The 12,691-nt window shown below is 51.5% G+C and carries 7 protein-coding genes; 6 read left to right on the top strand and 1 reads right to left on the bottom strand.

Annotated elements, in window-relative coordinates; all coding sequences use genetic code 11:
- The first annotated feature begins 157 nt into the window (after positions 1 to 157).
- From mnmA to gltX, 5 genes are all read left to right on the top strand, one after another.
- Positions 158 to 1,258, top strand: a complete 1,101-nt coding sequence (mnmA, locus tag ACN0YR_RS06060) for a tRNA 2-thiouridine(34) synthase MnmA (RefSeq protein ID WP_417848293.1) — start codon at positions 158 to 160, stop codon at positions 1,256 to 1,258.
- Positions 1,259 to 1,311: 53 nt separating this feature from the next.
- A complete protein-coding gene (locus tag ACN0YR_RS06055; protein ID WP_417848292.1) occupies positions 1,312 to 2,229 on the top strand; it encodes an NAD(P)-dependent oxidoreductase in 918 nt (305 codons plus the stop codon).
- 101 nt (positions 2,230 to 2,330) lie between these two features.
- Positions 2,331 to 4,295: a sialate O-acetylesterase gene (locus ACN0YR_RS06050; RefSeq protein WP_417848291.1), complete on the top strand. Its 1,965-nt coding sequence runs from the start codon at positions 2,331 to 2,333 to the stop codon at positions 4,293 to 4,295.
- Positions 4,292 to 4,876 carry a DUF447 domain-containing protein gene (locus ACN0YR_RS06045; RefSeq protein WP_417848290.1) on the top strand — a complete coding sequence of 195 codons (585 nt, stop codon included), beginning with the start codon at positions 4,292 to 4,294 and terminating at the stop codon, positions 4,874 to 4,876. Before ACN0YR_RS06050 ends, ACN0YR_RS06045 begins: the two co-directional genes overlap by 4 nt.
- Positions 4,877 to 5,094: 218 nt before the next feature.
- The gene (gene gltX, locus ACN0YR_RS06040) at positions 5,095 to 6,678 is read left to right on the top strand and encodes a glutamate--tRNA ligase (RefSeq protein ID WP_417848289.1); all 1,584 of its coding nucleotides are present in this window, start codon (positions 5,095 to 5,097) and stop codon (positions 6,676 to 6,678) included.
- A 175-nt stretch (positions 6,679 to 6,853) separates the two neighbouring features.
- Here gltX and ACN0YR_RS06035 read toward each other — a convergent pair whose 3' ends face one another.
- The gene (locus tag ACN0YR_RS06035) at positions 6,854 to 8,494 is read right to left on the bottom strand and encodes a cation:proton antiporter (protein WP_417848288.1); all 1,641 of its coding nucleotides are present in this window, start codon (positions 8,492 to 8,494) and stop codon (positions 6,854 to 6,856) included.
- Positions 8,495 to 9,134: 640 nt separating this feature from the next.
- On the opposite strand from ACN0YR_RS06035, the gene ACN0YR_RS06030 reads away from it, so the two are divergent.
- Entirely contained in the window at positions 9,135 to 12,488 is a 3,354-nt protein-coding gene (locus ACN0YR_RS06030; protein ID WP_417848287.1) for a PVC-type heme-binding CxxCH protein, read from the top strand.
- The last annotated feature ends 203 nt before the right edge of the window (positions 12,489 to 12,691 follow it).

Raw genomic sequence — 12,691 nt, 5'->3', positions numbered from 1 at the left:
CCATAAGATACCAGATTCAAAACCTGTCGGGAAACCAGCAAAGTGAAGCTGACTCTCAAGGCTTTTGACCCCAGAAGCAATTTTTCGGACCGGCTCATCCCAGATCCTTGAGTCGATCGCGACGTCTCTCATTTTCTATACGGAGAAACAATCTCAAATGCCGCGTGTTGTACTCGCCATGAGTGGAGGAGTCGATAGTTCTGCATCAGCCTGGCTCTTACAAGAACAGGGATATGATGTGGTCGGCCTGTTCATGCGCTCAGGGGCGACGGACGACGCTTGCGAAACCGGAATTGGCGGAATTCCCATTGTTTCAGCGAAAGCCCACAAGCAAGGTTGTTGCAGTGCCTCTGATGCCGCAGACGCACGACGTGTCGCGGACAGCCTGGATATCCCCTTCCACGCATTGAATTTCAGCAATGGATTCGACCAAATCAAAGAATACTTCGCTGACGAGTATCTCGCTGGCCGCACTCCAAATCCATGTGTGATGTGCAACATCTGGCTGAAGTTCGGCAAGCTGTGGGACTTCGCACAACAAGTCGGTGCGGACCATATTGCCACCGGACATTACGCACAGTTGCTACCGGTTGAAGGAGAAGATCGACCGGGGTTGTTTCGCGGTCTCGATCCGGGGAAGGATCAGTCTTACGTCTTGTTTGGAACTCAGCGGGACTTGTTCGATAAAATCTTGTTTCCGGTTGGGGGATACCAGAAGAGCGAACTTCGTGAACTGGCCGCCAAAGCCGGAATCCGGACCGCCAACAAACCTGATTCACAAGAAATCTGCTTCATCCCAGACAACGACTATTCACGCTTCTTAAACGACTTCCGTGGTCCGCAAGAAACAGCCGGAGAACTCGTTGACACCGCCGGAAATGTCGTTGGGCAACACGAGGGCTACCAGAACTTCACGATCGGTCAACGTCGAGGATTGGGAGTTGCGTTTGGAGATCCACGATTCGTTGTACGAATCGAAGCAGAGACCAGGCGAGTTGTGATCGGGACAAAGGAAGAATTGGGAAGAGATTCACTCGAAGCCAACCGGGTCAATTGGTTGAAGCCGGATTTGAAGTTCCCGCTCACCGGGACCGCCCAAATTCGCTACCAACACACACCGGGAAAATGTACCGTCCACGAAATTGGAGACGACCGTATCCGTGTCGACTTCGACGAACCACAATTTGGCGTCGCCCCCGGACAGGCACTGGTCGTCTATGATGACGACCGCGTCCTTGGTGGCGGCTGGATTTTGTAATCTGTTCTGAATAGATTCATTGCTAAGCACCTGAAGAAAAGAAAGAAAATTCCATGGCAGTTTCTGAAATCGTTCCTGGCAAAACAAAAATCGGCTGGATTGGCACCGGAGTAATGGGCTCCAGCATGTGTGGACATCTGATTGACAAAGGGTTTGAGGCCACGATCTACACACGCTCGAAAGACAAAGCGAAAGCACTCATTGAAAAGGGAGCAACCTGGGTCGATTCCCCCAAAGCTGTCGCCGAAGCCTCCGACGTCATCTTCGGAATTGTCGGGTTTCCGCAAGATGTTCGAGAAGTCTTCCTCGGAGAGAACGGAGCTTTAGCTGGCTCGAAGAAAGGGAACGTACTGGTTGACATGACGACCAGCGAGCCTTCGCTGGCTGTCGAAATTGCTGAAACAGCGAAAGCCCAAGGCGTCTACTCAATTGACGCTCCTGTTTCCGGTGGAGATGTCGGTGCTAAGGAAGCTCGACTCTCAATCATGATCGGTGGCGAAAAAGAGGTCGTCGATGCCCTCAACCCAGCTTGGGAAGCGATGGGAAAAACCATTGTGCATCAAGGTCCAGCCGGGGCTGGTCAACACACAAAAATGGTCAACCAGACTTTGATTTCAAGCATGATGATCGGCGTCTGCGAAGCCCTGCTCTATGGGTACAAAGCTGGTCTTGATCTTGAAACAGTGATGAAGTCAGTCTCAACCGGAGCTGCCGGAAGTTGGTCACTGTCGAACCTGGGACCGCGCATCATGGCGAATAACTTCGATCCCGGATTCTTCGTCGAACACTTCATTAAAGACATGGGCATCGCCCTCGCAGAAAGTCGACGCATGGGGCTGTCCATGCCCGGTTTGGCACTGGCGGAACAACTTTACCAATCTGTCAAAGCTAAAGGCTGGGGCCGCGAAGGAACTCACGCACTCATGCTGACTCTCGCTGAGATGTCTGGCGTTGATTGGAAAAACCGCTAAGAATCGAAACTCTTGCTCGCCGTACACATCAAATGTGCGGCGAGCATTCTTCAACTGTTCACGACGACGTCGATATTCAAAAATAAAATTCGGGAAAACAGATGAAGCCCTTGAGCACTTTGTTCGCAGTTGCGTTTTCACTTTTGGTGATTTCTTCAAACGGACCAGTTCGGGCTGAGGAAGCCGCTGTTCCCGAGCAGAAAGAGAACTTCCACCTGTTCCTGCTCGTTGGCCAATCGAACATGGCGGGACGGGGCAAAGTGACGCCTCAAGACCAGCAGCCACACCCCAGAGTCTTGATGCTCAACAAGAAACAGGAATGGGTTCCCGCAGTTGATCCGCTACATTTTGATAAGCCGGGCATTGTAGGCGTTGGCATTGGAAAGACATTCGGGGCTGAAATCGCCAGCGACAATCCTGATGTCACAATCGGGCTCATCCCCTGCGGAGTCGGTGGTTCGCCGATTTCGAGTTGGCAACCGGGAGAATTCTACAAGCCGACCAAAAGCCATCCCTGGGATGATGCCATGGAGCGTGCGAAGGTCGCTCTCAAACATGGAACTCTGAAAGGGATTCTCTGGCATCAAGGTGAGTCAGACTCCAAAGAGGGACTCGCTGAGATTCACGAAGAGAAGCTGCACGATTTGATTCAGCGACTGCGCACTGAACTGAAAGCCCCAAACGTTCCATTTATCGCTGGCCAGATGGGCCAATTCTCGGAACGGCCATGGAACGACGCGAAGAAGATGGTTGATGCCGCACATCAGAACCTGCCTGCGAAGGTGAAGAATACTGCCTTTGTTTCCTCCGACGGATTGAAGCACAAAGGTGACAACGTTCACTTCGACGCCGATTCGTATCGCGAACTCGGACGTCGATACGCCGATGCTTTCCGAAAATTAACACAACCGAATGATGCTGCAGTCAGCCAGATGCCTTTCCGGATTGAACGGTCGATTGCCGAGCAGGGTTTTGATGGAAAGATGTGCTGGGTCCATGCTCGTGTCGGAGCGATCCCGTCTCACAGCGCTGGCAATGCCGCCGATGCCCCGCTGTTGGTGATGACAACACAGAAGCTGCAATTGAGCGGCTCGGATGTATTCTACGCTCTGCATTCAGCGACTGCGCCCAGCAACCAGGAGAAGTGGTCACCACTGACCGAACAGGAAGTTTTCAAAAGACAAACCGCTGAAGATGGCACGGAGATGACAGTCTGCGACTTCACACCGAAATGGCACGCCGCAACAGGAAAACTCCTCGGCATCGGGCATACGGTTGTCTATGAAAACAACCGTGTGAAACATGTCCGTCCTCGTGAGTCTGCGTACTCTGTCTTCGATCCGCAATCGCGTCGCTGGACGAAATGGAAATCACTCGAACTTCCCGACCTCCCCAAATTCAAAAACGCTGGCGCCGGATCTGTTCAGCGAGTCGACTTACCGAACGGGGATGTCCTGCTGCCGATCTACTACAAAGCTCCGGGAGAGACTCAATACAGTACAACTGTTTTGAAATGCAGCTTTGACGGAAACAGCTTAACTTACCTTGAACACGGGTCGGAACTGACGGTTCCGATCAAGCGTGGACTCTACGAGCCTTCTATCGCGACGTTTGATGGCAAGTTCTTTTTAACGATGCGCAATGATGATCGCGGATACGTTTCCGTCAGTGACGATGGCTTGAAGTTCTCCGAACCGAAAGTCTGGGCATTTGACGATGGACAGGAACTTGGAAACTACAATACGCAGCAGCATTGGGTTTCGCATGAATCTGGACTGTATCTGGTTTACACACGCAAAGGTGCCGACAACGATCATGTCTTCCGACATCGTGCCCCACTCTTCATCGCAAGAGTGAACCCGGAAACACTGCAAGTGATTCGCGCTACAGAGCGTGTCCTGGTTCCTGAGAAGGGAGCGCGACTTGGCAACTTTGGTGTGACCGAAGTCAGCTCAAACGAATCTCTCGTGACGGTGACAGAATGGATGCAACCAGCTGGCGTCGACAAATATGGCAGCAACAATCGTATCTGGATTGCGAAGCTTCTCTGGGATGATAAACAGTGATCATTGAAGGACTCTGCACGACCCTAAATCCTGACGGAAGCGTGAACATCGCTCCCATGGGGCCGGTCGTTAATGAAGAGTTGACTTCGTTCCTGTTCCGTCCGTTTCAATCATCGACGACATTTCAAAACCTGAAGAAGACCGGTCAAGGTGTGTTTCATGTCACGGACGAAGTCGACGTGATCGCAAAGACCGCGATTGGACAACTCGAGACTCAACCAGAGCTTCTCGCTGCGAAAGAAATCCAAGGCAAGGTGATTGCGACGGCCTGCCGCTGGTATGAGTTCGAAGTGGTTTCCATTGATGATTCTCAGCAGCGAACTGAAATCACGACGGAATTGAAACATGTCGGACATCTCAGAGATTATTGGGGTCAGAATCGTGCACGCAACGCGATCCTCGAAGCTGCCATCCTTGCCACCCGCTTGCACATTCTCGATACCAAAGGTGTGAACAAGCAAATCGCCAGCTTGAAAATCATTGTCGAGAAGACAGCAAACGAAAAAGACGCCGAAACGTTTACACTCATTGAGCGGTATATCTCCGAGACGATTGCATCAATCAAGTCGAATTCGACCTGAGTCCTCGCGACTGCTGCCTTGGGAATTTCGATGGCAGGAAAGATCGGCTATCCTTCGCGGGTCGCTCATCAAAATCGACCACGAAGACGCAAAGACACAGAGGCTACGTTGGCTCGAACAAGTTTCAGCCCGCTCATCTCCTTCTTGTCTTCGCCCCTTCCTGTTTCTTTTTAAAAACGTCGGCGACCTGTGTGGAACCGACTTGAGGTGTTTGAAGAATGTCAAAAGTACGAACTCGATTTGCTCCGTCACCCACCGGTTACATGCACATAGGCGGGATGCGAACGGCTCTATTCAACTGGTTATGGGCGCGGCACAATGGCGGAGAATTCATTCTCCGGATTGATGACACCGACCAGGCACGCAACATGGATGAGGCACTCGGGCCGATTCTGGACGCATTTCGCTGGTTGGGGCTCGACTGGGACGAAGGACCGGAAGTCGGCGGAGATCACGGCCCGTACTTTCAATCTCAGCGTTCTAAACTCTACACGTCAGCGTGCGAGCAACTCCTCGCAGCCGGAAAAGCGTATAAAGATTTCGATCCCCCTGCCCTCACGCAGCAGGACCGCGAAGCAGCCGAAAAAGAGAAGCGACCATTTCTCAACATCAGACGATCACTTGAACTGACAGCTACAGAAGTCGAAGCGAACGAAGCTGAAGGCAAACCGTACGTCATTCGCTTTCTGGTCGACCGCACTCAAAAAGTCAGCATTGATGACCACGTCCGCGGGCACGTGGAATGGGACTGCAACCTCATCCCTGACCCAGTCATCATGCGTGGAGATGGCACGCCACTCTACAATTTCGCCACTGTTGTGGATGATGCTCAATTGGAAATTTCGCACGTCATTCGAGCAGAAGAACACCTGACGAACACAGCTGTCCAGGTGATGCTCTTCGAGGCCTTGGGACATGACTTACCCGAGTTTGCACACATTCCATTTGTGGCTGCCCCGGGAACAAAAGAGAAGCTCAGCAAACGAGAAAAGAAGATTGAGAAGTATCGAAAAAATCCGCAGTTCAAAAAACTCTTCGATATTGCCGACGATGTTTTGCCGAAGCTGGGGCTCGGAAATTCTGAAACTCTCAACCCTGTGATGGTCTCGTACTACGACGCTGTCGGATTCCTCCCTGATGCGGTCTTCAATGGACTTTCGAGGCTAGGCTGGTCCTACGATGACAAAACTGAAAACATGTCTCGTGAGTTTCTCATCGAGAATTTCTCGCTCGACCGAGTTGTGAAATCTTCCGCCGGTCTCGACCCTGACAAGCTGCTGTCGTATCAGGAGTATTGGATCGGGCAATGTTCACTCACTGAAAAAGTTGATCACTGCTTGCGTTTTTTGCAAAAAGCAAATTTCATCACAGGCGTTCCCGACGAGGCGACCCGTTCAAAAGTCGAGCGACTGATCGCCGCTCTTGACGATCGCATTAAACTTTTCAGCGACATCCTCAGCTACGAGGAATACTTCGTCACGGACGACGCACTTGTCTTTGATGAAAAGGCGTTCAAGAAACGAATCAGCAAACCGGAACAAGCCACCGAACTCCTCGCGAAGTATCGTGACCATATTGCTCAACGAGAGGATTTCAAGGCGAGCGAACTGGAAGAAGACTTCAAGGCGTGGCTCGATGCGAACGACCTCGGTTACGGGGACATCATCCACGCCTTGCGTGTCGCGACAACAGGCAAACCAGCCGGACCGGGAATGTTTGATTGCCTGGAACTACTGGGTAAAGAGAGCTGCATCAATCGTATCAATCGAGCGATCGAATTGGCGAACTCAGCGGCTGAGTGAGCACGAAAGTTCTTTTGCCCGGGACAATGGTCCCGGGTTACACTCGCACACCCGGCCACACAGGCAGCCCCGGGCTACTCAAGTGAGTGTCGTGCAACGAGCATCGCCCCATAAACGTCGCGCTATGAACGTCGCACAAGTAGGATTTCTCCCTGCTTGGGCTAGAAACCTCGGTCTACGCAGTCTTTTCCCCGGGAACGGGTTTATTCATTGACCATTTCAAGAGTGGCGGCGTGACCATGGTTGTCAGGATGACCATGACAATAATCGCTGAGTAGGTGTCGGAAGAGATGACTGATTCGCCATTTGCGACGAGTCCAAGACCGACGTTGGCGAAGATCAGTCCAACCTCTCCACGCGGAATCATCCCCAAGCCGATCGCCAGCTTGTTGAGACCTTTCTCCAGAACACCAAGAGAGCAAACCTGCTTTCCAAGTACCGCAGCCACAGTGATTGAGCCAGCAAGAAGCCAGACATTCGGGTTCGCAAAGCTGTTCAGATCAACCATAATCCCCATCTGAACGAAAAAGATGGGAACCAGCAGCGCGGTGAGCGGACCAAGAGCCGCTTCAAGATCGAGATGTTCTTTCTTGCCCAGTTCCTGGTAGTGGGCTTTTTCAAGAATGAGCCCAGCTGCAAACGCTCCCACAATCGGTGCCAACCCGACAAGGTTTGCGATATAAGAGAGACCAAAGCAGATCACCAAACTGGTCGCAACGAGAAGTCCACGACCTCGCAGATAGCTGGCCGCTGCGAAAAGAGGTTTGACGACAAGTTGAGTTCCCAGCGTGACTGCGAGAATTAAAAATCCGACAGACTTCCCGACGATAACCCCCAGGCTTGCCACATCGAAGTTGTCACCCTGTTCGATGATTCCGGAGACCACTGTCAGAATTATCAGACCGAGGACATCATCGATCACCGCAGCTCCGAGGATGACTTGAGATTCCCGCTGCTGTGAGCGACCAAGATCTTTCAACACGCGAGCAGTGATGCCGACGCTCGTCGCACACAACGTTGCTCCCAGGAATAACCAAACCTGCCAAGGCTCATGAGGGAGAAACAACCATCCGCACCCAATCCCCAAAATCAAAGGAGCAATCACTCCCAAGACCGCGACGAGCAAAGCGGAGACTCCCACTTTCATCATATCGCGGACGTTTGTTTCCAAACCAACTTCGAAGAGCAACAGCACCACGCCGATTTCAGCGAGCATCTTGAGAGCCGCCCCGGTGTTGTACACATCACCGATCGAGTGCTCCGCCGGAGCTTTCAGGAAATCGAAGCCACCCCAGTCGGTCAACAGCAGGATATTTCCTAAAATAATCCCAACGGTCAGTTCGCCAAGAACTGCCGGCATCCCGATTCGTTCGAAAAGATCACCCATGATCTTCGCAAGCAGTAAAATGAGAACAATCGCAGCAAAGAGTGGTGCGGCGACGTTCGCATGTCCACTGGCATGCTGCTCTTCTTTGTGTTCTTCGATATGAACAGAGCCCGCTTCTGAGTTGCCGTCATCCTCTTTGGTCGCGTGTGCTGATTGCTCGCTCCCGGGAAGATTGCTTTCGGTATGATTACCGTCTGAATCTTCGCTGCCAGAATTTTCAGCGTCCGCTTTGTCAGCAATCACTTGAGCATTTGCTGTCGCCTGATCTGTCACTGCATCCTGCCCCACAACATTTGTTGAGAATGACAAGCCGGAGCAGAACGGCAGAATCAGCAACAATGCCAGAATATAAACCGATTTTGGAATCGATCTTTTTCTTCTTTGGACCAAGTTGAGCAAGTTTTTTGTTGGACGGTGTACGCGGGACAAGGGAAACGCTCCTGGCGATTCAGTGCAGATGGATCGGACGATTTAGTCGCCCTAACAAAACCGAAAAGAGATTGCACCTCCCGTGAAGTACAACGACTTTCGCAGCCATGCTAGCGTTCCTAAGTGGTCTTACTATGTCCCAGGCATCAGCGAAAAATGAGTTTAGAACGGGGATTTTCCACAGTTGAAGCTCCCCAAAGGGCGTAATTTAACAAGTCTTGACATTTCGCAAGCCTGCATTGCGGCAAATTTGGAAATCCCGATATGATCCGGACCTTAGCAGGAAACTGAACCAAGGCAAGATTTGTGTCAAGCGTTCGGATTTTCAAGAATCGCTGCGGACTGAGACCAGGATGTTTTCAGAAAGTGTCGGCCCAAAATCGGCCTGACTTGCGGTTCTTAGGCTCAGCGTTTTGAGCGATGTCTGTATCAAGAGCATTTTGGAAATGATGTACGCGTTCAGTCTCGTGGCGTGCAGGATTTCACTCATGAAGGACGTTCTTCGCGGACACGAGAAACACAAAGGTGATCTAGGACTGATCCTAAAACTTGAATTTGCTCTCTTAAACACTGAGATAAGTGACTATTCCACAAGTTTCTGGACTGACTCTAGCACTGCTTTTGAATTGATGGATGAAAAATGAAACTGATGGATCGATTCTCACCGACATTTCTGCTCTCCAAATCGATTGTTAGCAAAGTGTTGACCACCCTGCTGGTCTTGAGTGGATTCAACTCAAGCCTGATCGCTCAGGAACCACTCGGAGTCCAAGTCCCCGAGGGATTTGAAGTAACGCTTTATGCAGATGACGATCTTGCCCACGATATCTACTCGATGACGATCGATTCATTCGGTCGAGTGGTCGTCTCCGGGGCTGGATACATCAAAATACTGATTGATACCGACAAAGACGGAATCGCGGATACGACGAAAACTTTCGTCGATGGTCCGAAATCAGGGGCTCAGGGGATGTATTTTGTCGGGCAGGATCTATTGTGTGCCGCCGATGGAGGGCTGATTCGCTACAAAGACCGAAACGCCGATGACCGGGCTGACGGAAAACCGGACCTGTTCTGGAAGATCAAAACCGGTGGTGAACACGACTTGCATACGATGCGAAAAGGACCAGATGGCTGGTGGTACGTGATCGCCGGAAATATGGCCGGAATCAATAAAGACTATGTGACCCTCGAAACATCTCCGGTGAAAGACCCACAAGCTGGCACCATCTTACGTTTCAGTCCCGATTTATCAGAGAGTGAAGTCTACGCACACGGATTCCGCAACGCTTATGACTTCGATTTCGGGGCGACCGGAGACATTTTCAGCTTTGACAGCGATGGTGAGCGAGACATCAGCTTACCTTGGTATCGTCCGACAAGAGTCTTTCATGTTCTTCCCGGATCTCATCAAGGATGGTTCACGCGAAGCTGGAAGCGCCCCGACTGGTTCTTCGACATGCCTCCAGTTGTTGGTGCGTTCGGACGCGGTTCACCCACGGGAGTCGAAACTTACCGGCACACTCAATTTCCAGAAGAATACTCCGGAGCTCTTTTCGTTCTCGACTGGACTTATGGACGTGTTCTGGCACTGCCGCTTCAGCAGGATGGAAGTACCTGGAACAGCCAGCCGATTGAGTTCATGACAGCTGTGGGACAACACGGATTTGCCCCCACCGATGTTGCCGTCGGCGCGGATGGTTCGCTGTATGTGAGTGTCGGAGGCCGCGGAACACGCGGAGGAGTCTACCGAATTCGAGCCAAAGAAGAGTCGCCCCTCAATCGGACGCTGCCGTATGGATCGATCATTCCTATTTCAAAACAACAGAAACTCGAGCAGTGCTTACAGGCGCCGCAACCGCTTAGCAGTTGGTCCCGCCGCATCTGGGAACCACTTGTTGCAGACCTGACGAGCGAACCTTTCATCTCGGCTGCTCTGAATCGAAATCTACCAGTTGACCAACGTGTGCGTGCCATTGAGATTTTGACAGAGAAATTCGGTGGGCTCGACGGCGACCTGATCTCTGCCCTCTCTGTCGATGAAGAACCTCTCGTTCGCATGCGAGTCGCGTGGGCGATTGGACGAGCCGATCCAGAAGAACCCAACTTTCGTGAACTCTCTCCATACTTGAAGGACTCTGACCCCAGAGTGGTCAGAGCTGCGATGGAAGCGTTGCTTGGTGCAAAGAACTCCAACCTCACTGAGTACGTCGACGTCATCGGTGAGCAACTTGGAAACAAAGACAAGTTTGTTCGCCAAACTGCTTCGCGTATTCTGGAAAATGTACAAGGAAGCATCTTCCGTGACATGGCTGCCAAAGGTTTTCAAACTGGCTGGGAAGCCTCAATTCCCGTCACGGCAGCGTTTGCGAATAAAAACAAAGGGGTGCAGAAGTACCCCATCGATATTGCCCTGCGAATTCTGAAGTCGGACCGTGACGAAGTTCTGAAGCTGGAAGCGGTCCGCGTTCTTCAACTTGGACTGGGGGACCTGGTTCCGAACTCGGCAGAGATTGACCCTGTCTTCGATGGTTATGCATCCCCAGAGAATCTGAAGGAGCACCCGGAGGAACTGAAACTTGTCAACGATGCTCTCGCTTCTTTGTATCCAACCGGAATTGAAAAACTCGATTGGGAGCTCGAACGCGTGCTCGCCATGGTCGAGTCTGGCGATGTCGGGTTGCTCAACAAATTGACTGAGAAGATCAACGACGACTCCCATCCGGTCGATGACATTCACCGAATGATTGTAGCTTCCCGGATGACAGCACCTCGCACTCCGGAGCAGCGTGCACGAATCGCAGAAGGTCTTGTGAATCTTGAGGCAAAGATCGCAAAGCTCAAGTTAAGACAAGACAGTAACTGGGCAGATCGAACTCTGGAGATGTACACAGCTTTAGTCGACCAAGACCCTGAGCTTCCGGTTTCAATTCTGGAATCGCAAGGATTTGGTCATCCGGGACACGTCCAGCTGATCAGTGAGTTCCCACCTGAGCGATTCGACGATGCCATAGAAGCCTTTTCGAAACGAGCACACAACGATCCTGACTATCAATGGAATGCAGAAGTGATTCAACTTCTCGCAGCTTCTCCCCACGAAAAAGATCAGCAGTTGATCCGTAGCAAGTTCGACGATTTCGCATTGAGAAACGCAGTCGTCGTCGCCTTGACCGGGGAACCACAAGAAAGCGACCGTGAATACATCTACATGGCTCTTGAATCGGCCCCGATGGAAATCATGCAAGAGTGCATCACCGCACTTGGGTTGCTCTCTGCTTCGGAATCTGGAGCCGAGAACGTCGCCATGGTTCGCGCTCTGCGACGTCTAGGAAATGATTCAGAAGAACGCCAACTGCGGGACCAACTCGTGGAGTTACTCCGTCGAAACACCGGCTTGAATTTCGATTACAAATTCGGACAAAACGGTGATCCCCAAAAGCAAATTGTTGACCAATGGACCGCTGCAATTCAAGAGAAATTTCCCGAGGAATACACCGCTCAAGCGGGTGAAGATGGTCAGGACATTAACGACCTGAAGGCTCGTCTCTCAATGATCGACTGGACCAAAGGGAGCGTCCTCGCTGGCGAACAACTGTTCAGATCGCGTGGTTGTATTCAGTGCCATGGTGGACGAAAAGCCCTTGGCCCGGACCTCAGCGGTGTCGCGAATCGTTTCTCACAAGAAGACCTGTTTACAGCCATTGTTTTTCCAAACCGAGATGTCTCCCCGCGATATCAAACAACGCAAATCGCCACGAAATCGGGACAAGTCCATACCGGCCTCATCGTTTATGAATCAGTTGATGGACTCGTCTTACGAGATTCGAACAATCAGACTTTCCGAATCGAGACGGAGAATATTGAAGCCCGACGCCGACGGAATCAGTCGCTGATGCCGTCTGGGTTATTGAAAGATCTTTCAGATCGCGAATTCGCACACCTGAATGCATATATGAAGAGCCTGGGAAAACGTCAGACTGCGGGGTCCGAGTGAAATTGATCTGTGCTGCATTGTGATTTGTTGCAAGACGAGCAGTAGAAAAATCTCACAACCTTATCAGCATTCAGAATCCGCATCCTGAATCCGAAGAGCGGGATCAGTGCTTCGGGCGAGTCAGACAGGCCAGTTGAGCTAACTGCTCTCCCGTTTGCCCATGAATAACGGGTTTCGTTAATCAGAACTGGTGCGGAAAATTG

This window comes from Thalassoglobus sp. (assembly GCF_048270125.1).
GTDB lineage: Bacteria > Planctomycetota > Planctomycetia > Planctomycetales > Planctomycetaceae > Thalassoglobus.
The sequence above is the reverse complement of the archived record's forward strand: the minus strand, read 5'-3'. Positions and strand labels throughout refer to the sequence as shown.